The organism is Brucella sp. HL-2, assembly GCF_025846885.2.
Lineage (GTDB): Bacteria > Pseudomonadota > Alphaproteobacteria > Rhizobiales > Rhizobiaceae > Brucella > Brucella quorumnocens.
On sequence record NZ_JAOYTK010000005.1, the window covers coordinates 146,377 to 172,461 of the forward strand.

The window sequence follows — 26,085 nt, forward strand, 5'->3', positions numbered from 1 at the left end:
AAATGCTATCCTTGTCTGACTTGCTATTGAGCGACCGCGCTTAAAAGCGGCTGCAAACTGGAAAGAAGATTTTCGGGATCGGCAATTACAACGCCATCCGGGAAAGTGAGATCAGTGCGATGCGGCTCCGGCCAGCCTATAACGGTCATGCCTGCCGCAAGGCCAGCACGTGCGCCCGGCACGCTGTCTTCAACGACAATGCAATGCGATGGCTCAACACCAAGCAGGTAAGCACCGCGTAGATATGGCTCGGCATCAGGCTTACCTTTGCGCACGTCATTGCGCGAGACACTGAAGAAATCTGGGCGCTGAAGACCAACAGCACGCAGATTTGCATCCACCAACATACGATCCGAATTGGAAACGATGGCGTAAGGAATGCCAGACTTATCGAGGAAGGAGAGCACTTGCGCCGCACCCGGACGCAATTTCAGCTTGATTGCCCCACTTACATAGGCCGCATATTTCGCTTTAACGAAAGCATCAAGATCAGCAGCAAAGCCGGTCTCAGTACGCAGCATGGCATGGCAATCGGCGATGGTTGTGCCGGTTACACGGTTTTCGAAATCATCCGGCACCGTGCCAGAAAAGGCAGCGATAGCCTCCAGAAGTGTTTCATAATGCAATGGCTCGCTATCAACGAGCGTGCCATCCATATCAAAAAGAACTGCGCGAGCGCTCATTGCGGCAACCTGTCGAGATCGTCGTAAAGCGACTGGCTATGGGTATAGAGTTTTTCGAAGAATGCCTGCATCGGCGCATAGATTTCTGCCCAGCGGGGATCGGGCTTGATCTCGGTCGAATACTGCACGAGCGCATCGGCGGCATCTTCAACGCTTGAATAACGCCCTGTTGCAGCAGCCGTCATGATCGCACAACCGACCAGTCCACATTCTGCTTCCTTCGGCACGAGGATCGGAATGCCATAGACGCTGGCTTTAATTTTCAGCCACAATTTCGTCTTTGCACCACCGCCGGAAGCAATCACGCGCTCAAGCTTGGAACCGGAAATACTGTCGAGAATATTGATATGGCGTTTAACGGCAAAGGCTACGCCCTCAAGCACCGAGCGGTGCAGATGCGAAATGCCGTGTGCAGCGCCGATACCAAAATATTGCGCGCGCGCATTACGATGTTCGCCAAGGCGTTCGCCCGCAAGATAAGGCATGAAGAAAAGACGCTCCGAACCCGCAGGCGCTTCAGCGGCTTTCGCCACGATTTCCTCATAGGAAATTTGCTTGTCGTGGAAAGCGCGGCGGGCCCAGCGCATTGCATCGCCGCCGGATTCTAGCAGCATAAACGCACCCCAATTGCCTTCAACCGTGCCGACATTGCATACGGATGCATCAAGCAAAGGCTTTTCAGTAATCGCTGTGATGATTGCAGATGTGCCCATTACTTCCGAGCCAACACCCGGACGGCAAACACCAGAGCCGAGCAGCGCAACCGGATAATCAGCTCCACCGACCAGCACGGGCGTCCCCTCACGGAGACCAGTTTCACGGGCGGCTGCTGCCGTAATGCTACCGAGGATTTCAGTCGGATTGCGCAACGGTGCCAGTTGCTTGCGCTCAAGCCCAAGCAAATCCACCATATGCTGCGACCAGTCGCCGGTACGTGGATCCATGATGAAGCTTGCGCCGCCGTCATTGCGATCCATTGCAATTTCGCCGGTGAGCTTGAGGTTGATGTAATCCTTCGGCATCAGCACGGCGGCAGTGCGTGCAAAGGCTTGCGCATCGTGATCGCGCAGCCATTGCAACTTAAACCCCGGCCAAGACGGTGCTGCCGGATTGGCGCTGTGCTCCAGATAGTCCGCCGGACGATGCTTGGCTTCAAAAGCCGTCACATAATCAACCGTGCGCTTATCATTCCACAATGGCGCGGTTTCACGTACCAACTCACCCTTGTCACCAACTAAAACGGTGCCGTGCATCTGACCGCAAGCTGCAACAGCTATGATCCTGTCACGCGCGTCTGGAACCTTGTTCAACACGTCACGGATCGAAGCTGCAACACCCTGCCACCAGTCTGCCGGACGCTGTTCGGACCAGCCAAACTGCGGCACGATCTGCTCGTGCTCGCGGGCTGCAACGGCTACTATATTGCCGCGGCCATCCATGAGGGCAGCGCGCACGCTGCCCGTTCCGACGTCAATTGCTAGTGAGAGTTCATTTGGCATGGAGCACGTCATCAGGTTTGGGGGGCGCTATCTAGACTTAGTTCTTACGCAGCCAGGTTGATGCATATTGCAGAAGCATCGCGCCGATGATGATGCAGCCCATGAAGACCTGCTGATGATAGCCCGGAACGCGCGCAAGGTTCATCATATTGGCGATAATGCCAAGAATAATGACGCCTATGAAGGTGTTGAATGCACCACCGCGACCACCCATCAGGCTTGCACCGCCGATAACGACAGCGGCGATTGCATCAAGTTCTGCGCCAACACTGATATTGGCCGAGCCGATACCTGTGCGGCTGGTCGAAATGATACCGGCGGCGGCGGCCAATACACCCGAGATAACGTAAACCGCGAGCGTGTAGTAAGACACCGAAATACCCGATAGGCGCACCGCTTCGGAATTCGAGCCGATTGCCTTAACGAGACGACCAAAGCGGGTGAAAGTCAGCACCGCACCGGCGATCAGGAAAACAACGATCATCAGAATAACCGGGTACGGTACGCTGCCAAGCGTGCCCGAACCAAAAGCCGCAACAGATGCGCCGGCGTCGCCCATCATGATCGGTTGACCGGACGAGAAGATGAAGGAAAGCCCACGCGCAATAGTCATAACCGCGAGTGTGGTTACGAAAGGCGGCAGCTTGAGATAGGCAACCAGAATACCGGAAACCAGACCACAAGCGGCACCGGCCAGCAGTACACCGCCAATGGCCATGCCGGTTCCGTATTGCTGTATAAGGATTGCTGACAGAACACTGCCAAGTGCGGCAACAGAGCCGACCGAAAGATCAATACCGCGCGTCAGAATGACAAACAGCATGCCAACAGCCATAAGGCTTGGCCCTGCGACCTGACGCAACACGTTCATGATATTGCGTTCAGTCAGAAACACATCCGACAATGAGGTAGCCACGATCAGAACAGCAATCAGAATGGCAACCGTGCCATAACGATGGAGAAGAGCTCCGGCATTGAAAGTTTTCTTCGGTGTTTCAACAACTTCGGTCACGGTTTTACCCAATCAATTAGCTAATGCGGAAGGATCAGTGCTGGCCGTATTGACCATGGCAAGCTTCAGCAAATTTTCTTCAGAATATTCCTCTGGCTGCAATGAGCCCGTCACTGCGCCTTCACGCATGACAAGAATTCGGTCGCACAGACCAAAAAGCTCAAGATGCTCGGAGGAGATCACCACAACCGCCCGGCCTTCAGCTGCAAGCGATTTAATCAGCGAGTAGATTTCTGTCTTAGCACCCACATCGACACCGCGGGTCGGCTCATCGAAAATCAGCACATCGCCATCAGCGTGAAACCACTTGGCGAGAACGACTTTCTGTTGATTGCCACCCGAAAGGCTTGATGCCGGATCTTCAATGCTGCCAGCTTTCAGGCGAAGACGCTTTGAGAGCGTTTCAACAGTAGAACGCTCTGCACGCGCCTTCACGAAGCCAAAAATATTCACCAGCGGCGAAAGCTTCGCCATGGTGGAATTCACGCGGATCGGGAAGTCAAGGATCAGGCCTTGATCCTTGCGGCTTTCAGGTACAAGACCAATACCAGCCCTCACACCATCTCGCGGATTGCGGATGGTCTTTTCTTTTCCGTGAATGAAAATACGCCCTGATTTTGCGCGTTCGGCGCCAAAAACCAATCGCATCAATTCTGTACGCCCTGCCCCGACAAGACCGCCAAGACCGATAATCTCGCCAGCTTTGACTGTTAGCGAGACGCCCTTGATGCGTGAACCGTCAGACAGTTCTTCAAGACGCAGAACCTCATTGCCGACTTTGCGCTCAACATCTTCACCGAACAGTGCTTTCAGCGGACGTCCGACCATCAGCCGGATAACGTCATCAATCGCCACGGACGCACACTCTGTCGTCGTGACAGAAGCGCCGTCCTTCATGATCGTGATGCGATCAGCAATGCTGAAAACTTCATCGAGACGATGCGAGATGTAAATAATGCCGACACCGCGCTCACGCAGCGTGCGAATAATATCCAGAAGACGGTTTGCATCGCGGGCGGACAGTACGGCAGTCGGCTCGTCAAACACCATAACTTGCGCATTGCGCGACAATGCTTTCGCAATTTCGACAACCTGCTGATGTGCGATGGGAAGATCGCCAACAATAGCATTTGGCGCGATAGAAAATCCGAGGCTTGTGATCAGCTCTTTGGCGCGCTTATTAAGTTCCGGCCACGAGATAACCGAAGGCAGCATCCACATAAAGATATTTTCAGCAACGGTAAGATCCGTTGCCAGCGCCATTTCCTGATGGATGACGGCTATGCCTTTGGACATGGCGTCCATTGGACCACGAAAATGCTGCACCGCACCCGCAACTTTGACTTCGCCGCGAGTGGGCGAAAACTCGCCGCCGAGAACGCGCATCAGGGTGGACTTGCCAGCACCGTTTTCACCCAGCAAGGCATGAACCTCACCAGAACGAAGCTCAAAGTCAACGCCTCGAAGCGCATGAACACCGCCAAATGACTTCGCTATGCCGGTCAGCTCTACAAGATTTTCCATTTCAATCATTCCAGATCATCACGACCCAGGACGCTCCACCGCATTGCATTTCAGCCCGAAAGAAATGGTCAACTTTCGACCGCTGTGACCCAGTCTAATGCATGGCATCAGCCTCGATCACCTCCTCGGACATTCTCATAATGCAGCCAGCCCTTCACTTCCAGACTGGCCACACCATGAACTTGGATATTCTTAGAACACAGCGTCCGGCTTGTAATACTGGTCTACGTTGTCCTTGGTGATCGCGACTGGTGTCGTATAAGTGGTTTTCGATGTATCTGCTGGCAGCGTGCCATCAATTGCCTTCTTGGCAAGATCAACAGCTGTTGCAGCCACGAGTGCGGGATCATTGAGACCAGTTGCGCCGTATTTGCCTTCCTTGATCATCGCCATGGCTTCTTTCTGACCATCGGCAGCAGCAAGAAGAATGACGCCATCAAGCTGACTGGACTGTTCAAGCGCCTTGCGAGCGCCGAGCACCATCGAGTCGTTTTCGCCCAGAACAACATTAATGTCAGGGTTTGCAGTCAAAAGGTCTTCCATAGCCTTGAGGCCGCCTTCATTGTTCCACATGCCCCAGCCCTGACCCACAACTTCGAAGCGCACGCGGCCTTCATTGCGCAGCTGGCCTTCAACGAGACCGGCAAGCACGCCAAGGCGACGTTCCTGACCAACTTCATTGCCCTTATCGCCAGAAATCAGAGCAATCTTGAGATCTTTACCCTTGGTCTGATTGGCAAGCCACTGACCAACGAGCTGACCGTTGTTTGCATTCGACGACTGAACGAGCGTTACAAAGTTTGCCGATGGATCAAGCGTCGAATCGACAACAAAAACTTTTACGCCAGCAGCTGCAGCTGCATTGACAGCTGGAACGAGGCCCTTGCTGTCACGCGGATTGATGATAAGCGCATTAATACCCTGCGCGACCATATCTTCAACGTCCGAGACCTGTTTATTGAGGTCATTCTGGCCGTCGGCGGTCAATACTTCACAACCCAGCTCCTGAGCGCGCTTTTTCGCCGAAACTTCCTGTGCAGCAAAGTAAGGCGCATCGAGCGTCTTCATGGAAATACCGATTTTGCAATCGGCAGCCTGCGCAGCCGCAAGCGCAACGAATGACGTTGCCACAGCAAGCGAAAGTTTCAGCGTGACGGATTTCAAGGCCTGCATACGGGTTTCTCCTCCTGGTGAATAATCGGCTCCTACCGATTTTATGCGAATTTGGGTAGCATAATTACGCGAAAATTCCACGTCAACAAAATTAACGACATTTATGTAACGTTTTTGCTGATATTTTATCTGTCGTAACCCACTTGATTGTCTTCTTATCATATTTTATGTAATTTCACTACGAAATGGAGGAATGAATGTTGCGCGAACCTGTAGCGAGTGTCGTCGATCCGAAAAATGGTGGCATGAGCGGCAATACTGGCCGCTATGAAAAACGCCTGAATGATCTTGTCGGGCTGTATGGTGATGAGGAAGCCTTTGAAAGCCTTCGCAAAACACACGGGGGAACCGTTGTTTACGACGTCGAAGACTTCAAACCTGGCAACCAGAGCGGTGATCTGATTTACGGTATCACCCGCATGAATCCGGGCCGCATTGGAAACGAATTCTTCCTCACGCGTGGCCATATCCATGCCAAGGCAGATCGCCCGGAAATCTATTACGGCCAGAGCGGCCAAGGTCTGATGCAGCTCGAATCGCCTGCAGGCGAAACGCGCATCGTTGAGATCACCGCACAGACCATTTGCTATGTTCCGCCATTCTGGATCCATCGCTCGATCAATATTGGCGATACCGACCTTGTTATGGTCTTCGCCTACCCGTCCGACAGCGGTCAAGATTATGGAATCATCGAGAAGTCAAATGGCATGCGCCACCGCGTGATCGCAAAAGCGGACGGTGGCTGGGAGCTGATTGAGAACCCGAATTACAAACCGCGCGATGCAGCGACCGTCGATGCACTGATGCGCGAATACGCCTGAGTGCGCGGAAAATAATCGCCTGAAAATTCAAACTTGAAAGACATTGCCATGAGCAATCCTATTGACCTGATCGCCAGCCTTGGCGTCGTTCCTGTTATCGCGATTGAGCGCGTAGAAGATGCGGTTCCTCTGGCTGATGCGTTGCTTGAAGGTGGCCTGCCGGTTGCGGAAATTACCTTCCGCACCGAAGCTGCGGCAGATGTACTGGCGGCAATTCGCGATGCACGCCCCGAACTATGCATTGGCGCGGGCACAATTCTCGACACCGCCAATCTCGATAAAGCCATCGAAAGTGGCGCACGTTTTGGTCTGGCACCGGGCTATGATCCGCGCATCGTGGACGCCGCATCCAAAGCCAACCTGCCATTCTGCCCCGGCATCATGACGCCAACCGACCTGACGCTCGCAACAGCGCAAGGCGTGCGTTTGGCAAAGTTCTTTCCGGCTGGTATTGCCGGTGGCCCGAAGGCACTTTCCGGCATTGCCGCACCTTTCGCACACTTGGGCGTTCGCTTTATTCCAACCGGCGGCGTTACAGAAGGTACAATCGGCGAATGGCTTGCAATCCGTCAAGTTGTAGCAGTTGGCGGCACGTGGATCGCCAAGACCGAAGATATTCGTGAAGGACGCTTTGACGAAATCAAGAAAAATGCTGCCAGCGCCGTGAAAGTCGCTCGCGAAGCTCTGGAGAAGCGTGCATGAGCAGGTATCAGCCAGCGACCCAGCCGACGCTCTATTTTATCGGCGTGACAACGGGCAAAAGCTCGATCATGAAGGTTTTCCCGGCATGGGCCGAATATCTTGGCCTGAAAAACGCCGTCATCAAGGGTATCGATTTCAAGCTGCATGATGACCCTGAAGCCTATCGCGAAGCGGTTGAATTCATTCGCAACGATCCGCTTTCCATGGGCGCGCTGGTCACCACGCACAAAATTGATCTCTTCCACGCCTGCCGCGATATGTTCGACGTAATCGATCCGCATGCGCTGCTGATGGATGAAACAAGCTGCATCTCCAAAAAAGACGGCAAGCTTATCTGCCATGCGAAAGACCCGATTTCATCGGGCCTCTCTATCGATGGTTTCCTTGGTGTAGATTATTTCGAGCGCACGGGTGCTGACCTTTTCTCGATGGGCGCAGGCGGCTCAACCATTGCCATCACATGGCATCTGATGCGCCAGTCGCGTGGTAAAAACGTACCGGGCCGCATCATCGTTTCCAACCGCAGCCAACATCGTCTTGATGAGATCAAGCGTATTCATGCGCAAGTCGCAAGCGATGTTGCGGTTGAATACATCCTGGCACCAGGCCCGGAAGATAATGATGCTGTACTCAACAGCCTTAAGCCCGGTTCGTTCATTATCAATGCGACCGGCCTCGGTAAAGATGCGCCGGGTTCGCCATTGTCTGATGCTGCCGTCTTCCCGGAAAAGTCTGTAGTCTGGGATCTCAACTATCGCGGCAATCTCGTGTTCCTCGATCAAGCACGTGCACAGAAACAGGCAAAGTCGTTACAGGTTGTAGATGGCTGGACCTATTTCATCCACGGCTGGACGCAAGTGATCGCGGAAGTCTTCCATATCGACATTCCAACAAGCGGCCCGGCTTTCGACCGCATTTCGGAAATCGCCATTGAGGCAGCAGGACGGTAATTGATGGGACAGCGTATTCTTGTTACGCCGCGCTCGCTCACTGCCGAGCCGCATCCGCATATCGAAAGCCTGCGTAATGCAGGCTTCGAAATCGTCTATTCCACGCCGGGTAAAACGCCCGACGAGGAGGAACTTGTGCGTCTGATTGGCGATATTTCCGGCTGGCTTGCCGGTGTCGAACCCGTATCGCCACGCGTCATTGAAGCGGCCCGCTCGCTAAAAGCTATAAGCCGCAACGGTGTGGGCACTGACAATCTGCCGGTCGAACTGCTCACCGAGCGTGGTATCAAAGTGCTGATTGCGGAAGGTGCAAACTCGCTGGGCGTTGCCGAACTTGCGATTGGGCTGATTTTCAGCGCACTACGCTCCATCCCGCAGGCCGACACCGGCATCAAGGCCGGTGGCTGGCCGCGCCAGCGCGGTATCGAAATTCGCGGTCGTACCGTTGGCGTTATCGGCTGCGGTGCCATTGGCCGCGAAGTCGCCCGGATGCTGGTGGCTGTCGGCGCAAATGTGCTTGGCTATGACCCACTTAAGCCTGATCTTGGCCTGCCCGAAGATAGGTTCAGCTTCGCAGAAGTTGACGACATCATCGCTCAGGCTGATATTGTGTCATTGCACTGCCCGGCCCCTCGCGATGGTTCTACGCTGATCTCGCGCGAACGATTAGCAACGGCAAAGCCGGGGCTTATTCTCGTCAACACTGCTCGCGCAAAGCTTGTCGATGACAAAGCCATTATTGAGGCACTGAACAGCGGCCTGTTGTCGAACTACGCAACGGACGTGTTCGAGCAAGAGCCCCCGCTTTCACTAGAACTCGCTTCGCACCCTGCCGTAATTGCAACCAGCCATATTGGCGGGTTCACGGCCGAAAGCGTTGACAGGGCAACAAAAATCGCAGCTGACAACCTCATAGCTGCGCTTAAAAATTAAAGGACTTCGATATGCCGGGATGTTTGCAGGAAATTGCCGAGATGCTTCCATTGGAAGAGTATCTGCGTAAACCGCCGCAACCCGGTATTCGCCTTTTCTGGCTTGGGCAAGCAGGCTTTGTGCTCGAAGCGCAGGAGAAGCGCATCATTATCGACCCCTACCTATCTGACAGCCTTGCCGAGAAATACAAAGGCACACCGCGCCCTCATACGCGCATGATGCCGCCCCCTGTTGCGCCTGATGGCATTTATTTTGTTGATCTCGTCGCATGCACACATGCGCATACCGATCATATGGATCCTGGCACCTTGCCGACGCTACTTGCGCGAAACCCAAACGCAATATTGCTTGCACCGCGCGCTATGAAAGAACAGGCGTTGATCCGCTCAGGCGTCACCGAAGACCGGCTGGTTTTGATCGGCGCTGGTGAAACATACGAACTCGAACCAATCAAAATCATGGCCACCCGAGCCGCCCATGAAGCGCTAGAAACAGACGCAAATGGCAATCACAAATTTCTAGGTTATGTTTTTGATTGCGGTGCATTGCGCATCTGGCATTCAGGCGACTGCATTCCATATAAAGGACAGGAAGCCGAGGTAGCGGCACTCAAGCCCGATGTAGCTTTGTTGCCAGTAAATGGCCGTCGTCCTCAACTGTCGAGCAATGGTGTTCCGGGAAACTTCACGCTTACAGAAGCCATTGCGCTTGCGAGACATGTTGGCGCCACCGATCTGGTCGCGCATCACTACGGCATGTTTGACTTCAATACCGAAGCGCCAGAAAATATTGACGCTGTAGTGAGTGCAACAAATGATCTTTCGGTGCACAGGGCACGCACGGAAATTGCTTTTCTGAGCCACGCTCTAACCTATTGAAACTACGCACTGTGTTTGCCAAAAATCGATTCCGATTTTGGAACCGATGCTATAACATATTGAGAATGCGACCCGGATCACGAGCCGCGAGAGGGATTTTCTTGTATGGATACTGATGCGCGCAGTGAGACGCGTGGCCTGAATGGTCGCAATGTTATCGAAGTCATCCGCACGATGCGGCCTGAACTGCGCAAGTCGGATCGCAAGGTAGCCGATGTCGTTCTTGACGACCCTCACCGCATTATGAATGCAACCGTTAGCGAAACAGCAACGCTTGCCGAGGTCAGTCAGCCAACAGTTTTGCGTTTTGCGACTGCCATCGGCTGTTCAGGCTTTCAGGATCTGAAAATCAGACTCGCGCAAAGCCTTGCGCTCGGCACCCCGGCAACACATTCGGTTCTGGTAGAGACGGACGAGCCGGAAGTGGTCGCCGAAAAGATCTTCGACTACACGATGACCAGCCTCGACTGGGCGCGGTCCCGGTTGGACAAGGACGCCCTTCACAAAGCAATCAATATCCTGACAAAATGCAATTCAATTGTGTTTTTCGGTTTCGGCGCGTCGGGAATTGTTGCGCGCGATGCGCAGCAAAAATTTCCACTATTCGGAGTGCCTTGCGCCGCCGAACTGGATTCACACCAGCAGCTCATGGTCGCATCCATGATGAAGCCCGGCAATGTCGCTTTCGTCATTTCCAATACCGGCACGACGCGGTCCATTATCGAGATCGCACGCATTGCGCGCGAGAATGGCGCATCCGTGATTGGGATGACCGGCTCGGACTCGCCACTCACCAGTTATTGCGATGTTTCGCTTATCGTCGAAACACTTGAAAATACCAATATGTACACGCCGACGATCTCGCGCATCGCCGCTTTGGTCGTCATAGATATTCTTTCGACCAGCGTTGCTATGCGTCGCCCAACAGACCAGCATGACCGCATTCATCGTATGAAGCGTTTGCTGAGCGATATGCGCAAAATGCAGCCGATCTAAAATCAGCGTAAAAAAATGCCGGAATTGTAGGAGCAATTCCGGCGAGTTGTTCTCCAGGTAGAGAATTCTTAAGTTTGGCTGGACGTAAATGCGTCGAGCGCCAGAATAGCGTCACGCACGATTTCCACCGATACCGGCACAGCCACGCGATAGGTGACAGAGCCGGGCTTGAGAGCAGCTTCAGCGACACGCGCAATATCTTCTTTGGTTGCGTCCGCGAGATTGAGATCGGCAAGTCGTGTAGGAAGCCCGACAGAGCGGCAGAAGCGTGCTATTTCTTCGATCTCAGCCAATGGCCGTCCTTCAAGCATCAGCAGACAAAGCACGCCAAAGGCAACTTTTTCGCCATGATAAAAGCCGTGCACATTGTCCAGAACCGTCAGGCCATCGTGAATGCCGTGGGCTGCTGAAACTGCACAATTCTCAAAACCAAGACCGCTCAAAAGCGTATTGGCTTCGATGATGTTCTCGACAGCTTGGGTAAGCGCTCCGCGCTCAACGGCCAGCTTAGCAGCCAGACCATCTCGCATGAGAACTTCATGACACGCCTTGGCGATCGCTACACCGGCCAGCGGGGCAGGAAGCCCAGGACGCACAAAATTGCTGCTGCGGGATTCCAGATTTGACCGCGCCTCGAACCACGTCGAAAGCGCATCGCCAATACCCGCCACGAGAAACCGTGCGGGAGCTGCAACCACCACGGCGCTATCGACAATAACAAGATCGGGATTGCGCGGCAGATGATGCGATTCCTGATAAACACCATGCTCGTTATAGCGCACGGCAATCGCGCTGCACGGCGCGTCGGTCGAGGCAATAGTCGGCACCACAACGATACGGGCATTGTTTGCAATTGCTGCAAGCTTGGCAGTGTCGATGGTTTTACCACCACCAACCGCGACAACAACATCGGCACCGGCTGTGCGCGCCAGTTCCGTCACGCGCTCGATTTCCGTCGAACAGCACTCACCGCCAAACTTTTCAGTCCGGCCTGCAATGCCGCTAGCCGTTACCGACTTCAAAATGCGGTCGCTGAAACGATCGAAGATAAAGCCGTCGATCAGAATAAACGCATTGGAACCGATGCCCTGCATCTGCTCATGCAAACGATCAATCTCGCCCGCACGCTGGACATAACGCCCCGGCCCACCATAGGAACGACCGACAGCACCGCTGAAGCCCATATGATCCGTCATGATAAATTCCTCCTAAACCATCACAGGGTCTTGAGCATTCCGCCATCGACAAAATAGGTCGAGCCGACACTGTAGCTTGCGCGTGGGGAGCACAGGAAGACGAAGAAATGCGCCAGTTCCTCTGGCGTACCAAAGCGCTTGGCCGCTGCATGTTCGTTGGCAACATCCTGAAGATAACCTTCCCAGTTACCGCCCTTATCGGCTGTGAGCTGCTTAGCCGTCTTCACCCAGTCAGGTGTAAGGATCAGTCCCGGATTAACGCAGTTGACGCGAATATTATCGCCAATAACTTCCGTCGAAAGCGTTTTGGAGAACATCATCAAGGCAGACTTGGTGACATTATAGATCGGCTCGTACCAGAGCGGCTGGACAGCGCAGATCGAAGCATTGTGCAAAACAACGCCACCGCCCTTGGCCTTCATCTGTGGCACCAGCCCACGAGCAAGACGCACTGCCGCCATGACATGCAAGTCCCAATAGAACTGCCACTTATCATCGGTTGCCTCCATGATCGTCTCATTGGAGCCGGTGCCTGCATTGTTGATGAGAATATCCGCACCGCCTGTGGCTGCCGCAGCAGCAATAACGGCATCCGTACCTTCCACGGTTGCCACGTCCGCGGCAACGCCAATAGCCTCAACGCCATATTTATCAGCAATACGCAGAGCCTCAGCCTCTACGCGTTCTTTGCCACGCGCTACCAGCACAAGGTTGGTACCTTCTGCCGCCAATCCTTCCGCAATGGCCAAACCAATCCCAACCGACGCGCCGGTGATCACGGCGGTCTTTCCCTTCAATTGCAGATCCATAATAACTCCTGCGATACAGCCGCAAGGCTGCCTATTTTGCGATGAGTATATTGTCGCGGTCCATGGTGACGGCGACGGTGAGAATGAGAACAGCGCCAAAAACGATCTGCTGCGCAAAAATGTCGATCCCGACAAATGTCATGCCAATGCGCACCACCGATACGATGAGCGCACCGACCAATGTGCGCCCTACCCCGCCAAGCCCACCGGTGATCGGCGTGCCGCCAACAAGAACGGCTGCAATGGCTGGAAGAAGCAACTGGCTGGCACCCGTGGGCGAGCCGCTTGTCATGCGGGCTGCAAGCATGATGCCCGCGACAGCCGCAAAAAGGGCCGACAATACGAAGGCCACAACCTTCTGACGATCCACGTGGATACCCGCAGCAATAGCGGCGGGTTCGCCCGCACCGATGGCATAGCAATAACGACCAAAGCGGGTATAGCGCTGGATATAAATACCAATGAGGCACATCAGTAGCCCGACCAGAATGATGTTCGGAATTCCAAGCGTCGAGCTAGCAATCCAGTTAAGCATTGGACGATCCGTTGCGCTGATGCCAATACTGCGCGCTTTGGAGATATATAGTGCGATACCCGAAACCACGCCGCCAGTCGCAAGCGTTGCGATGAATGACGGAATTTTCAGCCGCACATGAACAAGGCCACTGAAAAGACCGGCAGCAACGCCGCAAAGAAGTGCGATTGGAAAGGCAATCAATCCAACTTCCGGCAAAAGCATCGCTGTCACGACACTCGCAAGCGAAGCTACGGCAGGCAAACTTAAATCAATACCCCCAATCACGATGACAAAAGATAAACCGGCCGCAAGCGTGAACAGCGCCATGGTATCTGCAAGCAGAATTAGGCCTGTATTGACGCTGGCAAACTCCGGCGAATAAGCCGAGATAAGCACGACCATGACGACCAGAAAGGCGAGTGGTGCGTATTGACGAAATTGTGCTGCGCTAAACATAGGGGATGCGCCGGAAACTTTTGGGAGAGCGGTTTTCTCGTTCATGATCACACCATATGTTCAACAAGCTGTACCTGAGACGGCTTCGCGCCAGTCGGAGCAGGAATGCGGGCGGTGACTTCACCATCGCGCATGACAAGAATGTTGTGCGACAGGCCGATAGTCTCTTCGAGAGTGTCGGCGATGAGAATGATCGCATAGCCCTCGCGGCTTAACTGACGCATCAGGCGGAAGATTTCTTCCTTCGCGCCCACATCAACACCGCGCGTTGGATGATCAAGGATCAAAATGCGCGAGCCAGCCGTCAGCCATTTGGCCAGAACCACCTTCTGCTGATTGCCGCCGCTCAGTGCCTGACACAGAGCATGAGGCCCCGGCGCACGGATTGAGAGCTTCTTGATCCAGTCTTCGGCCAGTGCCGTCTCGCGATTATGCTGAATACCGATCGGGCCTTCGACAACATCAAGACGGGACAGCGTAATGTTGGAAGCAATCGGCATCATCATGACGAGGCCTTCGAGCCTGCGCTCGCTGGGAATATAGCCAATGCCTCGTGCCACGGCCTCAGTCGGATTTGCGAGTTTAACTGCCTTGCCGTTCAAGAACATCTCGCCGGATGTCGGCGTCTCAAAACCGAAGAAACTGCGGATCAACTCTTCACGCCCGGAGCCAATAACGCCAGCGATACCGAGTATCTCGCCTTCGCGCAGCGTCAGATCGATATTATGATACTTACCAGTGCAGGACAGATTACGTGCTTCAAGTGCAATCTTTTCGCGCGGCTCTGCCTGTTCAGACTCAAGATAATATTCGGTGTGCATCTCGCGACCCACCATAATGCGGTGAAGATCAGCGCCATTGACACCCTCCGCATCCATCGTAGCGACGCCCTGCCCGTCCTTCATCACATAAATGCGGTCGCTGATTTCCAGGACCTCATCAAGGCGGTGCGAAACAAAGATAAAACTCGCACGGGATTTGAGCGAACGAACACGCTCAAAAAGGATGTCGATTTCCGACTGCTCCAGAACCGATGTCGGCTCATCAAGCAGGATGATCAGATCACCATCCACACGATCAGCCAATGACAGAGCCTTGGCGAGTTCCACCATCTGACGCACGGCAAATGAGAGATCACCCGCAAGCGTCGCCGGATCGGCATTAATACCGACCCGTTTCAAATGCTTGGTAGCCGCTTCATTCATCTTGCGCCAATTGACTAGACCAAAGCGAATGAAACGTTGTTCCTGACCCAGAAAAATATTCTGCGCGATGGAAAGGTTCAGCAGCAACGACTGTTCCTGAAACACCATTGCCACGCCTTGATCATTCGCCTGTTGCGGCGAGTTGACCGCAAAAGGCTTTCCGTTGCGCGTGATCGTGCCAGTGCTTGGGCGCTGAGTACCAGCCAAAATCCGCATGAGCGTGGATTTTCCCGCGCCGTTTTCGCCCACAAGCCCAACCACTTCGCCGGGGCGAATTTCAAGATCCACGCCCTTGAGAGCATGAACACTGCCAAATGATTTTGTCAGTCCACTGATCGTCAACATGGCTTATTTCACAATCTTGAAGCGGGTGCGGTGCGTGGCATAAGCAACAGCTCCGATGATCATCAGACCAAGAAATGCCTGTTGCAGATATGGAGGAATACCCAGCAGAACCATGCCGTTAGCCAGAACGGAAACGATGAGAACACCGATGAGCGATTGCAGCACACCGCCCTGCCCGCCCAAAAGCGAGGTTCCGCCAACAACGACAGCAGTAATCGTAGTGAAGAGCCGCCCGGTGCCAATATCTGCATTGCCCTGACCAAGCTGGGCTGCGGCAAGCACGGCACCAAGTCCATAAAACGCACCCGCCATTGCAAAGACGAGCAGTTTGGTGCGCAGTACGGATACGCCGGAAAGCACTGCGATGTCTTCGCCGCCGCCAAGTGCATAAATGTGGCGACCAAGACGTGTGTGGTTCTGTACCACCCAAGCGATAAACAGAGCCGCGAGTGCAATCCAGACGGTGAAAGGGAGACCTGCAAAACGTTCAAGCGCGAAACTGCGCACTGCCGCTTCACGAATGGCAATTGTACCACCGCCAACCATCAAAGTGGCAATGCCAAGCCCAATGAACCACATACCGAGCGTCACCATGAAGGACGGTATGCGCAGGATGACATGCAACAAGCCGGAAAATGCTCCCATTGCAGCACCAACGGCAATCGCCGCAATCACTCCAAGCACACTGCCAAGCCATGAACTATCAATCGCAACCATGGACGCCAGCACCACAGCTGCAATCGCCATGACGCCTTCGACGGAAAGATCGATACTGCCAAGCAGGATCACGAATGTTGCGCCGAGCGTCAGCACAACAGGTATGGCCGATGCTGATGCAATACGGATGAAATTATTCACTGAGAAGAAGTTCGGACTTAACAGTCCAAGCCCCGCACACAATACAGCCAGCACGATGAGCGGCGCGAGCCGGCGCATCAACTCCGGCAATCGGCTTTTGATGCCGTTTTTAAACATGGCTACACCTTTAGCGTCAGCCGGAGTGCAATCCTGGCTCGCAACTCTCATATGCTTTTCCTGTCAGGCAATATTCCGCCGCGTATGGCGGGAGGCTTCAGACCGCGACGGGCTTATCAGCCTTCACGAATCTGTCCGCTTGCACGTCCCCAAAGGTCCTTGAAATCAAGGTTCGGCGTGTTCTTGATGTTGTTTTCGTAGAAGTCATCGACGTTCTCTTTCGTCACGACCAACGCCGTACCGTAAAACTCGCGGTGGTCTTTCGGCTCTTTCGCTGGATCGAAGACACCGGCGCGTGCACTATAAGGAATTGCAAGCCCCATCGCACCCTGCCAAAATGGATCGGACGAAACGGTTGCTGCAAATTCACCGTTCTTCACGGCCTCAACTGCTGTTCCAATGCCATCAACGCCCGTAATTGGTATCTGACCGGCAAGACCTTCTGCGCGTAGCGCTTCCAATGCGCCGATACCCATGTCGTCATTGGCGCACCAGATACCCTTGATGTCATCACCAAAGCGTGTGAGCCATGCGCTCACCACATCGAACGCTTTGCTTGATTGCCAGTCAGCGACCTGAAAATCGAGAAGCTGAACGTCGGGATGGGCTGCAAGAGCCTTTTCAAGGCCAGCACGGCGGTCGATTGCAACGGTATTGGACAACGTGCCGCCAAGACCCAGGATACCACCCTTGCCGCCAATGGACTTAACCAGAATTTCTGCAGTTTCCGCACCATAGCGCTGGCCGTCGAAGCTCACATGCGCAACGTAGTATGGATCATGATCCCACGGATGCAGATCGGCAGGCTTGTTCCACTGTGTCAGCACGTGCGCCTTGGCCGCGGCGCAAGCTTCCACGATGGGGCGCGCATCGGCTGCATCATTTGGATCAACATTGATAATCGCATTGCCGCCGGTGCGTGCGAGGATTGCCCGGATATCGGCAATACCCTTCTCGCTGTCGCCTTCGGTCACAAGCGTTACATAATCAAGACCAAGCGACTTGGCAAAAGCTTCGCCGCCCTTATTCCAAGCAGCATGATATGGATTTGACAGCGAACGGATCGCGTTCACGAGCGTCGGCTTCTGCTCGGCAAGTGCGCGCAGTGAAGACATGCCACTGAAAGCTGAAAGCGCGCCAAGACCTGCGGCACCCTTCATAAAGGCGCGTCTGCTGAATGGCTTTGTACGGATATGGTTCATGTGTTTCCTCCCAAAACACACATTGACTAGCTAGTCATTTGCGTTGCATAGCTATGCAAAGTGGAGCTATGTCGTCAATAGGAAATTTTCAGGAAATGTGATCTGGCAGGCGGGAAGTCTTCCCAAATCCTTGAAAGCCTTTGAACATAATGGCAAAACAAAAACTGATGATTGTTCAAAAAACGGGACAAAAAACGCGAAGGATATGGAATGAAGCGTGACAAGCCCTACGCATCCTCCACAGATGTGGCGAGACTGGCAGGCGTTTCTCAATCCGCTGTTTCCAGAACATACAAGCCCGGAGCCAGTGTTTCACCGGAGACACGCAAGAAGGTGATGGCTGCGGCTGAAGAGCTTGGCTATCGCCCAAGTTTCATTCCCAGCATTATGCTCAGCCATCGCTCGCGCCTTGTGGCGGTTGTTATTGGTGGGCTGTATAATCCATTCTATTCAACTGTTCTGGAAACATTTTCCCAACGGCTACAGGACGAAGGCTGGCGCGTGCTTTTGGTGCACGCAAATAGCGGCCACACATTCGATGACATCGTGCCAATGCTTGCCGGTTATCGTGTCGATGCTATTGTCAGCGCACTGGCCGTCCTGTCGCAAGAAGCCGCCGAACAATTATCGCAGTTACGTGTGCCTGTGATTTCATTCAATACGCCATTCTCGGACGGCTGGGTTCATTCCATCAATTGCGACAACATCGGTGGTTCCCGCACCATGGCGGAGCACTTCATTGAGCGCGGCGCAACCAAATTTGGCTATATTACGGGCCCGACAGACAGCCAGGCGAACATAGATCGCAAGCTCGGATTCTTCTGCGCAATTGAAGAGGCAGGATTGGATCAACCGCTTATTCTCGAAGGAAATTTTCGCTATGAATCGGGCTATCAGGCGATAAAAAAACTTCACGATACCAACGGCTCAACCAAAGTCCTTCCGGACGCAATTTTCTGCGCTAATGATCTTATTGCGCTCGGGGCCATGGATGCGTTGCGTCATGAGTTCCAGATCAATGTTCCGGGCGATATTCTCATAGGCGGCTATGATAATATCGCCGAAGCTGGATGGGCATCCTACAATTTGACCACATTGGTTCATGATGGCCAACAGATGGTCGAGCGAGCTATAGAGATTCTTTCCGAAAGTGAGCCCCGAAAGCTGTCAGATACCAATCAACAATCGATAATCGCCTCTCCATTGATCATTCGAAACAGTACTGGCGTAATAATTTGATATGCAACGACGTACCGTGGCGTTGATTACTCGCCTGTTGCTGAGTTGCTATAAAAATTCGGGTAAAACGCCACGAATAGACTGAATAACACGCCTGAAACTGCTAGTGGTTGGGGTGGATATAAGGAGATATCATGCGCTCGACTATCATGGCAGCTATGGTGCTGGCGGTTACGGGAACTGCAACAGCCGCTGAGAAGCCAATCGACACTTATTACGCCCGTTTAAGCGAGCGCGATCATTATAGCTCATCCGGTCAGCGCCTCACGAAAGTTGCGGGTATCGTCCGGCAGGACCGCGCCAATGTTCACCAGTTTGGCAAAGTCGATGCAGAAGATGAAAAAGACAAGTTCTTCAGCAGCAAAGACAACCGTGCCAAGCTCGAGAACATGCTCGTCAATCTCCGTATTTCTCCCATCGATCAGGCAACGATCATCAACGCAACACCGTTGATTTTCGTCGAGGTCTATCCGACCTATGTCATCATTACACTGAAGTAATCCTAGTGAGAGGCGGGCTTTATCAGCCCGCGCTCAACATTATTTTCGTGACCGTCGCCTCATCAATGCGTTCTTTCGAATAGAGCAAAGGAACATGTTTTCCTTCGCGCCAGTTCTCCAGAAGGTCGGAATAGTGCCGTGACAGTGGCAATCCCGACTGCCCCGGATTATTGACAAACAGACTGTTGTCCCATGCCCCGACATCGATAACGATTCGTACCGATGGCCCCACGACGACCGAGAAATCACTCAATCGATAATTTGCATAATTGAGTGTAGAGCTACTGCCTCCCAATGCAGCGGGTTCCATTGACCAGTTATGATTCGTCAGTAATTGAAGAGGATGACGCAGCGTAAGCTTATGAATGCTTCCCCAGGCCCATTTCTCTGAATCCGTTCCCATCAATGAAACAGTTTCCGCCCATGCATCAACAAGACTTTGGCGAACAGCATCAATATGCTCAGCTGTCCCAGCGGAGTTTTCTAACCATGAAGCGATGCTTGGTGCATCAAATGGCACCAGCAACGGGATGACCTCGGGCACCGCGCCTTGTGACCTTGCTGCAAGCAGGCCCAGATGTTTGCTGAACCATATTTCGAAAAGTGCGGCGGCTGCAGAATTTACAGAGAGATTACCGTCCCAGTTCTGAAGAAGCCTCCAAGGCGCGGCTTCAACATCGGAAGCCAGCAACGCGCTGAGACATTTCAACACGCGGGCGGCGATAGGTGAAAATGTTGAGCATTGCAGTCGTACACAATCTTCAAGAGAAATGGGTTCCTGGCGAGACAATTCCCTATGAAGCGTGTCATGACGGCTGCTATCCAGCCACTCATAACCGATCGCCGGATTTGAGGCAGTCCAGTCATCCGGCACATTCATGGCGTTGGCCGTCGCTACAAAACCACGCGATGGATTGATTTCATACGGCCCTGTTTCTGGAGACTGGTAGCCCTGCCATTCGTAACGCCCGTCACCGGGAACCGGCAAAAGGCCGTCCCAATTGTTCCGAACAGGTGTGGCGCCCGATGGCTTCCATGCAATGGTGTTGCCCGTATCAGCATAGATGTGATTGACGGAAGGGCAGCCCCAGCCTTCCAGCGCACTTGCATAATCGGCATAAGTCGCAGCCCTCATCACGGACAGGCTCGCCATATATGGCGCCATGCCTGCATCCATCCAGACAGTCCTTAAACCAAATGCCCGATTGTTCTCCTTATCCTCAAAAAGAATTGGCCCGTGGCGCGTAAACTTCAGTTCAACCTTCTGATCAGGATGTCCTTTGACAGGAATTGTCTCTGTGATCGTTTTGACGTTCTCCCAACCATCATGATAAGCATATTGATCCGGATCGCTTACATCAGTCTGGTAGACATAAATGTCTTCCTGATCTGCGCCGAAAATGGTGAGCCCGAAAGCAGCAGTGCCGTTATGGCCCATGGATATTCCGGGCGCCATGGGTTCGCCTGCGCCAATCACATCAAGACCCGGCATGGTCAAGTGAACCACATAACGGATTGACGGCAAAGCATGTGTGCGATGGGGATCAAGCGCCAGTATAGGACGACCAGTTGTCGTCTTCTCTGCCGATACGGCCCAATTGTTTGAGCCTTCTTCAAAAGACGCCCGAACGATCTCACCGGATGAAGTGATCGTGGTCCATTGATCAGCCTTGTCCAAGGTTGCAGCGAGACGTTCCTTAGAAAAAGTCACCGGACTGACAGCAAGCAAGAAATCGCGCAACACACTGTCGGTCATGATGCTGGGGTTAAACCCCTCGACCGGATTTGGCACTACACCATGCGATAACTCCTTACGCAGCAGATCAAGTTTTGCACCCAATTCCACACCCGCTATTGCCATGACCTTGGAGCGGAGTAGCTCGGACGACGCATTGCGTGTCAGCGAGTGGGTGCGGACACGCACCACGTCTTCAGGCGCCCATCGATCAGGCTTGTGACCGAGCAGCGTAAACTCAGGTGGAAGCGGTAACTCACCCGAATTACAGGCGTCAACATAGGCATTGATGCCTTTAGCAAATGCCGCGCAGATTTCTTCGGAATCCGGCCCGTATGCTTTCCATTCCAGAGCCATAGCACCCCGATAGAGAAGCAACCGAGCCGCTTTGTCCTGCTCAAGATAACCGGGGCCGAAATCCCGCGCCAGCAGACCAAGCCCGCGCTTGCGGGCAATATCGATCTGCCAGAGACGATCACGTGCAGCGTTCCAACCTTGCGCAAAAAAGAGATCGTGCTGGTTGTCTGCCCTGATATGAGCCACACCCCATTGATCGACGTTGATTGTGACATCGTTCTGCAAGCCCGCAACGCGGGCTGCTGTTAATCTCGTTGAATCGGACATAGCCCCACCTCAGGCATTTCCTGAAAATATGCAAAACAAACGGGCAGAGCAGCTCCGATGATTGTGTGTTATCGGGAGCCGCTCCTTAACAATTTATTCCAGCCCCAGAAATAAACCTGCGTGAAGACGCGCACGTTCAACCAGACTGTCTTCGAAAATATGCTCGCCCAATGTATGCAAGCCTTCGCCCCGCACACCGATTGAATCGAGCGTTGGGACACCAAGCGCACCGGTGAAGTTACCGTCTGAGCCGCCGCCCGAACTCTGAGCCGTCATGGTGAAACCGATTTCCTTTGCGACCCCATTGGCAAAGTCGAAAAGCTTCATATCCTGTGGTTGTCCCGGTTCCCAAACAGGCCTCGTCACACCACGCGTGACGATCAACTCGACATCATCTTTGGTTCCGGCAAGAGCCATGATGCGCGCAACACCGTCTTCCAGATCTTTCTGGGTTTTGGCCATGCTGAGTGCCTCGGCACCGCAGCTCGATGAAACGCAGTTGACCCATTGACCAGCCCGGATTACGCCAACTGAGAAGGTACAATCATCGGTCGTGAGTGCTTCGATGTCGATAATATTTTCCGCCATACGCCGGATTGCGGAGCGCCCTTCCTTCAGCAACCAGCCCGCATGGCTTGGTTTGCCAACTGTCTCAAGATTATAACGCGCAATCGCATAGCGCCCGACAACAGCACCACCATCACGGCGTGCAGGTTCGGGCACCAACACATATTTGTTCTTGAGTGCTTCCTGTTCAATCAAATCACGCGTCGACGGCGTTCCCACTTCTTCATCTGGTGTCAGCAGAAAAGTGACTGGAAGCTTGGTCGCAAGCCCACTTCTTGCAATCTGCCGCATGGCTTCAAGGGCCACGAAATTACCACCCTTCATATCTTGAATGCCGGGGCCGTAAAGCTTTCCGCCCTCGCGACGATACGGATTGATGTCGATCACGCCGAGCGGATGAACTGTATCAAGATGGCCGGACACCAGAATGCCAGGTTTGCCCTGATCTTTGTGCGGGAAGCGTGCGCGCAACGAACCGCCGAAGCCCATACGTCCCGGAATAAACTCAATACTGGCGCCCGCAGCCGCGAAGTCGTAAGCGGCTGCATCCACCATACGATTGACAGCGGCTGCATCAAATGTCGGGCTTTCGGTTTCGATCCATGGGCGCAGGCGCGCGATCATGTCATCAAGGTCAAATGGCAATTCATGCGCGCTCATGCAGCTAAGTCCTTGTTTAATGGCAGGCGAGTTTCCACAATCCGGGCATAGATCGACGCGCCAATTGGCAGCGTTTCCGGTTCGAGCATAAATGCAGGATTGTGCAAGGCTGCTTTGCCGCCGTGTAACACATTGATGTATGCACCGGGCACACGTGCCAGCATGTCGGCAAAATCCTCACTGCCCATAAAGGCCGGGCAGTCGTCGGTTACATTTTCCTCGCCCAATACATCGCGCGCAGCCGCAATATAGGCGTCAGAAAGTTCATTATCATTGCGCAAGACATCGAAAACGTTGCGCAAGTCGACATCCACCTTGATGCCATAGCCCGCAGCGACGCCTGCGCAAATCTCACGCAGACGACTTTCTGCGAGATCGCAGACGCGCTGCTCGAAATAGCGGATTGTGCCGGTTATCGTCGCCACTTCTGGCACGATATTGTAAGCGCTACCCGTGTGGAACTGCGTGCAGGAAACTACACAAGCATCTGTTGCCGGAATGTTGCGCGAGACAATGGTTTGCAATTGCCCCACCAGATCGGCACCAATCACCAGGACATCACGCGAATTGTGCGGCTGCGCTGCGTGGCTGCCTTTGCCAGTCAGCTTGATATCAAAGAAGCTCGCACCAGCCATAGCGGCACCCTTACGAATGACAGCCTTGCCAAGTGTGCCAAGCGGCTGGTTGTGCATCCCGTAGATTTCATCGCAAGGAAAGCGCTCGAACAGGCCCTCCGCTATCATGCCGCGCGCGCCGCCCAGACCTTCCTCGGCTGGTTGGAAGACGAAAACCGCTGTCCCTTCGAAGTTGCGTGTCGCTGCAAGATACTGTGCAGCACCCAGCAACATGGTCGTATGGCCATCATGACCGCAGGCATGCATTCGGCCCGGATTTTGCGATGTATAAGGAACACCGGAAATCTCATCAATCGGCAGCGCATCCATATCGGCGCGCAGACCAACACGGCGGTTACCTGCATTTTGACCTCTCAATATGCCGACAACACCGGTCTTGGCGATGCCCGTATGAACTTCATCGAAGCCCCATTTTTCCAATAGTTCAGCGACGACACCGGAAGCGTGGTGTTCCTCGAACCCGATTTCCGGGTGACGATGAAGGTCTTCGAAAACCGCGCGCATCTCGCCGGCTTTTTCCTCAATAAACGGTATGATGGGCATGATTTCATTCCTGTTTGAAACATTGAAGATAACCGGGGCCACGACTTGCGGCCCTTCGATCAGGCGGCTGGACGTCCAGCCGCAAAGTCCCAGAAGCGACCGGGAGCCGCTTCAATCAATGATCGCGTATATTCATGCGATGGATTACCAAGCACATCGGCGGCGTCACCTTGCTCGACAACCTGCCCGCGTTTCATCACCAGCACTTCATCGCAAATCTGTGCGGCAACACGCAGGTCGTGCGTGATGAAGATGATCGCGATGCCGGTATCGCGCTGCAGCTCGGCAAGAAGCTCAAGAACCTGCGCCTGAACCGAAACATCGAGCGCAGACACGGCCTCGTCAGCCACAAGAATGTCGGGTCTGAGCGCTACTGCACGTGCGATGGCGATACGCTGACGCTGCCCACCCGAAAACTGATGCGGGTATCGCTTCAGTGAATCCTCCGGCAACGAAACAATCTTCAACAAACGCTTCGCCTCAGCCACTGCCTCTTCGTAAGGTACCCCGTAATTAAGCGGCCCCTCGGTCAAGCTTTGCTCAATCGTCCAGCGGGGGTTCAATGAGCGAAACGGGTCCTGAAACACAACCTGAAGTTTCTTGCGAAACGGCTTCATCTCGCGTTTCCCAAGATGAGCAATGTCTCGGCCATCCACGACAATCTGACCTTCAGTCGGCTCGATCAATCGCATGATCGAGCGGGCAACGGTCGTCTTACCCGAGCCGGATTCTCCTACAATGCCAAGTGTGCGTCCCGGCTGAAGCTCGAAATTCACCTCGCGCGATGCATTGACTCCCGGTTTTGTGCTGAAAATCCCACCACTGCGATAAGTCATGCCAAGATCGCGAACGCGGATCACCGCCTCCCGACCCTGCGGCTCGCGCGCCAGACGTGGGATAAGACTTGGAACTGACCCCAGCAGGTCTTTGGTATATTGTTGCTGCGGTGAAGCCAGAACTTCCCGGATTGTCCCGCGCTCCACAATTTCGCCGTTACGCATGACACAGACACGGTCGGCTATTTCCGCCACCACGCCCATATCGTGCGTGATAAACAGAACCGCGGTGCCGTGCTTTTCCTGTAATTCTGCAATAAGCGACAGGATTTGCTTTTGCGTCGTCACGTCAAGTGCCGTAGTTGGTTCGTCAGCAATCAGCACGACAGGTTCAAGAATAAGCGCCATAGCGATCATGATGCGTTGACGTTGACCGCCAGAAAGCTGATGCGGATAGCTTTGATAAATGCGCTCCACATCGGGCAGATGCACCTGCTCCATGATGTTGATGACTTTGGCCCGTTTGGCCTCGGCCGAAAGGCTTGTATGAACGTCCAGAACCTCCGTGATCTGTTCACCCACCCGCATAACCGGATTGAGTGCTGTCATCGGCTCCTGAAAGATCATGGAGATGCGTGTCGCGCGCATCCTCTTCATATCCGCTGGAGAAAGCTTCAGCAGATCCTTGCCATCCAGCCTGATTGAGCCTGCTTTTACTAACAGCGCATCCTTCGGCAAAAGTCCCATTGCTGTGAGCGAAGTCACAGACTTTCCTGATCCTGACTCGCCCACGAGGCAAACCGTCTCACCTTTGCGAATATCAAAGCTCACGCTACGAAGCACTGGCGTGCCACCGGGTAGAGCCACGACGAGATTTTCGACTTCCAACACGACAGGTTCTGCCGTGAAATCACGGTTGCGCAGTTCCAT

General features: G+C 53.8%; 23 protein-coding genes. 8 read left to right on the forward strand and 15 right to left on the reverse strand.

Translation table 11 applies throughout. The features are described 5' to 3' along the window. Positions 1-23: 23 nt before the first annotated feature. The 5 genes from OIV19_RS09740 to OIV19_RS09760 form a co-directional block, all read right to left on the reverse strand. On the reverse strand, positions 24-683 hold the full coding sequence (locus OIV19_RS09740) for an HAD family hydrolase (RefSeq protein WP_264231489.1): 660 nt from the start codon (positions 681-683) through the stop codon (positions 24-26). Next, positions 680-2,182 (reverse strand): FGGY family carbohydrate kinase, encoded by a 1,503-nt coding sequence (locus OIV19_RS09745; protein ID WP_264231490.1) that lies wholly within the window; start codon positions 2,180-2,182, stop codon positions 680-682. The genes OIV19_RS09740 and OIV19_RS09745 overlap by 4 nt, the downstream gene beginning before the upstream one ends. A gap of 37 nt (positions 2,183-2,219) precedes the next feature. After that, complete coding sequence (locus OIV19_RS09750) at positions 2,220-3,194, reverse strand: ABC transporter permease (protein ID WP_264231491.1); 975 nt, start codon at positions 3,192-3,194, stop codon at positions 2,220-2,222. A gap of 12 nt (positions 3,195-3,206) precedes the next feature. Next, positions 3,207-4,718, reverse strand: coding sequence for a sugar ABC transporter ATP-binding protein (locus OIV19_RS09755; protein WP_264231492.1), 1,512 nt, complete (start codon positions 4,716-4,718; stop codon positions 3,207-3,209). A 192-nt stretch (positions 4,719-4,910) separates the two neighbouring features. Then, positions 4,911-5,882, reverse strand: a complete 972-nt coding sequence (locus tag OIV19_RS09760; RefSeq protein WP_464553930.1) for a substrate-binding domain-containing protein — start codon at positions 5,880-5,882, stop codon at positions 4,911-4,913. A gap of 206 nt (positions 5,883-6,088) precedes the next feature. On the opposite strand from OIV19_RS09760, the gene OIV19_RS09765 reads away from it, so the two are divergent. The 6 genes from OIV19_RS09765 (at position 6,089) to OIV19_RS09790 (ending at position 11,171) form a co-directional block, all read left to right on the forward strand. Continuing rightward, positions 6,089-6,712, forward strand: coding sequence for a glucose-6-phosphate isomerase (locus OIV19_RS09765; RefSeq protein ID WP_264231494.1), 624 nt, complete (start codon positions 6,089-6,091; stop codon positions 6,710-6,712). Positions 6,713-6,760: 48 nt separating this feature from the next. Continuing rightward, positions 6,761-7,414: a bifunctional 4-hydroxy-2-oxoglutarate aldolase/2-dehydro-3-deoxy-phosphogluconate aldolase gene (eda, locus tag OIV19_RS09770; RefSeq protein WP_264231495.1), complete on the forward strand. Its 654-nt coding sequence runs from the start codon at positions 6,761-6,763 to the stop codon at positions 7,412-7,414. Next, complete coding sequence (locus OIV19_RS09775; RefSeq protein ID WP_264231496.1) at positions 7,411-8,364, forward strand: shikimate dehydrogenase; 954 nt, start codon at positions 7,411-7,413, stop codon at positions 8,362-8,364. The genes eda and OIV19_RS09775 overlap by 4 nt, the downstream gene beginning before the upstream one ends. Positions 8,365-8,367: 3 nt before the next feature. Further along, positions 8,368-9,297, forward strand: coding sequence for a phosphoglycerate dehydrogenase (locus OIV19_RS09780; protein WP_264231497.1), 930 nt, complete (start codon positions 8,368-8,370; stop codon positions 9,295-9,297). A gap of 11 nt (positions 9,298-9,308) precedes the next feature. Further along, positions 9,309-10,175, forward strand: a complete 867-nt coding sequence (locus OIV19_RS09785; RefSeq protein WP_264231498.1) for an MBL fold metallo-hydrolase — start codon at positions 9,309-9,311, stop codon at positions 10,173-10,175. A 105-nt stretch (positions 10,176-10,280) separates the two neighbouring features. Continuing rightward, the gene (locus tag OIV19_RS09790) at positions 10,281-11,171 is read left to right on the forward strand and encodes an SIS domain-containing protein (RefSeq protein ID WP_264231499.1); all 891 of its coding nucleotides are present in this window, start codon (positions 10,281-10,283) and stop codon (positions 11,169-11,171) included. 68 nt (positions 11,172-11,239) lie between these two features. Here OIV19_RS09790 and OIV19_RS09795 read toward each other — a convergent pair whose 3' ends face one another. The 6 genes from OIV19_RS09795 to OIV19_RS09820 form a co-directional block, all read right to left on the reverse strand. Further along, positions 11,240-12,367, reverse strand: coding sequence for a glycerol dehydrogenase (locus OIV19_RS09795; RefSeq protein WP_264231500.1), 1,128 nt, complete (start codon positions 12,365-12,367; stop codon positions 11,240-11,242). A 20-nt stretch (positions 12,368-12,387) separates the two neighbouring features. Then, positions 12,388-13,176 (reverse strand): SDR family oxidoreductase, encoded by a 789-nt coding sequence (locus OIV19_RS09800; RefSeq protein WP_264231501.1) that lies wholly within the window; start codon positions 13,174-13,176, stop codon positions 12,388-12,390. 31 nt (positions 13,177-13,207) lie between these two features. After that, positions 13,208-14,194 (reverse strand): ABC transporter permease subunit, encoded by a 987-nt coding sequence (locus tag OIV19_RS09805; protein ID WP_319637598.1) that lies wholly within the window; start codon positions 14,192-14,194, stop codon positions 13,208-13,210. 2 nt (positions 14,195-14,196) lie between these two features. After that, the gene (locus OIV19_RS09810; protein ID WP_264231503.1) at positions 14,197-15,699 is read right to left on the reverse strand and encodes a sugar ABC transporter ATP-binding protein; all 1,503 of its coding nucleotides are present in this window, start codon (positions 15,697-15,699) and stop codon (positions 14,197-14,199) included. Positions 15,700-15,702: 3 nt separating this feature from the next. Beyond that, positions 15,703-16,725: an ABC transporter permease gene (locus OIV19_RS09815; RefSeq protein WP_264231504.1), complete on the reverse strand. Its 1,023-nt coding sequence runs from the start codon at positions 16,723-16,725 to the stop codon at positions 15,703-15,705. Positions 16,726-16,790: 65 nt separating this feature from the next. Then, positions 16,791-17,876 (reverse strand): sugar ABC transporter substrate-binding protein, encoded by a 1,086-nt coding sequence (locus OIV19_RS09820; protein WP_264231505.1) that lies wholly within the window; start codon positions 17,874-17,876, stop codon positions 16,791-16,793. 210 nt (positions 17,877-18,086) lie between these two features. Between OIV19_RS09820 and OIV19_RS09825 the strand changes: the two genes are divergently transcribed. Both OIV19_RS09825 and OIV19_RS09830 read left to right on the forward strand, forming a co-directional pair. Further along, positions 18,087-19,115, forward strand: a complete 1,029-nt coding sequence (locus OIV19_RS09825) for a LacI family DNA-binding transcriptional regulator (protein ID WP_264231506.1) — start codon at positions 18,087-18,089, stop codon at positions 19,113-19,115. 134 nt (positions 19,116-19,249) lie between these two features. Next, a complete protein-coding gene (locus tag OIV19_RS09830) occupies positions 19,250-19,615 on the forward strand; it encodes a hypothetical protein (protein ID WP_264231507.1) in 366 nt (121 codons plus the stop codon). Between the two features lie 22 nt (positions 19,616-19,637). Here OIV19_RS09830 and OIV19_RS09835 read toward each other — a convergent pair whose 3' ends face one another. The 4 genes from OIV19_RS09835 to OIV19_RS09850 form a co-directional block, all read right to left on the reverse strand. Further along, positions 19,638-21,974 carry a penicillin acylase family protein gene (locus OIV19_RS09835; RefSeq protein ID WP_264231508.1) on the reverse strand — a complete coding sequence of 779 codons (2,337 nt, stop codon included), beginning with the start codon at positions 21,972-21,974 and terminating at the stop codon, positions 19,638-19,640. A gap of 93 nt (positions 21,975-22,067) precedes the next feature. Then, positions 22,068-23,201 (reverse strand): M20/M25/M40 family metallo-hydrolase, encoded by a 1,134-nt coding sequence (locus tag OIV19_RS09840; RefSeq protein ID WP_264231509.1) that lies wholly within the window; start codon positions 23,199-23,201, stop codon positions 22,068-22,070. Next, on the reverse strand, positions 23,198-24,379 hold the full coding sequence (locus OIV19_RS09845; RefSeq protein ID WP_264231510.1) for a M20 aminoacylase family protein: 1,182 nt from the start codon (positions 24,377-24,379) through the stop codon (positions 23,198-23,200). Before OIV19_RS09845 ends, OIV19_RS09840 begins: the two co-directional genes overlap by 4 nt. A 59-nt stretch (positions 24,380-24,438) precedes the next feature. Then, complete coding sequence (locus tag OIV19_RS09850; protein WP_264231511.1) at positions 24,439-26,085, reverse strand: ABC transporter ATP-binding protein; 1,647 nt, start codon at positions 26,083-26,085, stop codon at positions 24,439-24,441.

What these genes read in the sequence shown, in the direction of transcription:
- OIV19_RS09835 (WP_264231508.1), bottom strand. Translation starts at nt 21,974, where the DNA reads ATGTCCGATTCAACGAGATTAACAGCAGCCCGCGTTGCGGGCTTGCAG.
- OIV19_RS09840 (WP_264231509.1), bottom strand. Translation starts at nt 23,201, where the DNA reads ATGAGCGCGCATGAATTGCCATTTGACCTTGATGACATGATCGCGCGC.
- OIV19_RS09775 (WP_264231496.1), top strand. Translation starts at nt 7,411, where the DNA reads ATGAGCAGGTATCAGCCAGCGACCCAGCCGACGCTCTATTTTATCGGC.
- OIV19_RS09805 (WP_319637598.1), bottom strand. Translation starts at nt 14,194, where the DNA reads ATGAACGAGAAAACCGCTCTCCCAAAAGTTTCCGGCGCATCCCCTATG.
- OIV19_RS09800 (WP_264231501.1), bottom strand. Translation starts at nt 13,176, where the DNA reads ATGGATCTGCAATTGAAGGGAAAGACCGCCGTGATCACCGGCGCGTCG.
- OIV19_RS09780 (WP_264231497.1), top strand. Translation starts at nt 8,368, where the DNA reads ATGGGACAGCGTATTCTTGTTACGCCGCGCTCGCTCACTGCCGAGCCG.
- OIV19_RS09815 (WP_264231504.1), bottom strand. Translation starts at nt 16,725, where the DNA reads ATGAGAGTTGCGAGCCAGGATTGCACTCCGGCTGACGCTAAAGGTGTA.
- OIV19_RS09785 (WP_264231498.1), top strand. Translation starts at nt 9,309, where the DNA reads ATGCCGGGATGTTTGCAGGAAATTGCCGAGATGCTTCCATTGGAAGAG.
- OIV19_RS09810 (WP_264231503.1), bottom strand. Translation starts at nt 15,699, where the DNA reads ATGTTGACGATCAGTGGACTGACAAAATCATTTGGCAGTGTTCATGCT.
- OIV19_RS09740 (WP_264231489.1), bottom strand. Translation starts at nt 683, where the DNA reads ATGAGCGCTCGCGCAGTTCTTTTTGATATGGATGGCACGCTCGTTGAT.
- OIV19_RS09825 (WP_264231506.1), top strand. Translation starts at nt 18,087, where the DNA reads ATGAAGCGTGACAAGCCCTACGCATCCTCCACAGATGTGGCGAGACTG.
- OIV19_RS09755 (WP_264231492.1), bottom strand. Translation starts at nt 4,718, where the DNA reads ATGGAAAATCTTGTAGAGCTGACCGGCATAGCGAAGTCATTTGGCGGT.
- eda (WP_264231495.1), top strand. Translation starts at nt 6,761, where the DNA reads ATGAGCAATCCTATTGACCTGATCGCCAGCCTTGGCGTCGTTCCTGTT.
- OIV19_RS09830 (WP_264231507.1), top strand. Translation starts at nt 19,250, where the DNA reads ATGCGCTCGACTATCATGGCAGCTATGGTGCTGGCGGTTACGGGAACT.
- OIV19_RS09795 (WP_264231500.1), bottom strand. Translation starts at nt 12,367, where the DNA reads ATGACGGATCATATGGGCTTCAGCGGTGCTGTCGGTCGTTCCTATGGT.
- OIV19_RS09790 (WP_264231499.1), top strand. Translation starts at nt 10,281, where the DNA reads ATGGATACTGATGCGCGCAGTGAGACGCGTGGCCTGAATGGTCGCAAT.
- OIV19_RS09765 (WP_264231494.1), top strand. Translation starts at nt 6,089, where the DNA reads ATGTTGCGCGAACCTGTAGCGAGTGTCGTCGATCCGAAAAATGGTGGC.
- OIV19_RS09845 (WP_264231510.1), bottom strand. Translation starts at nt 24,379, where the DNA reads ATGCCCATCATACCGTTTATTGAGGAAAAAGCCGGCGAGATGCGCGCG.
- OIV19_RS09850 (WP_264231511.1), bottom strand. Translation starts at nt 26,085, where the DNA reads ATGGAACTGCGCAACCGTGATTTCACGGCAGAACCTGTCGTGTTGGAA.
- OIV19_RS09820 (WP_264231505.1), bottom strand. Translation starts at nt 17,876, where the DNA reads ATGAACCATATCCGTACAAAGCCATTCAGCAGACGCGCCTTTATGAAG.
- OIV19_RS09745 (WP_264231490.1), bottom strand. Translation starts at nt 2,182, where the DNA reads ATGCCAAATGAACTCTCACTAGCAATTGACGTCGGAACGGGCAGCGTG.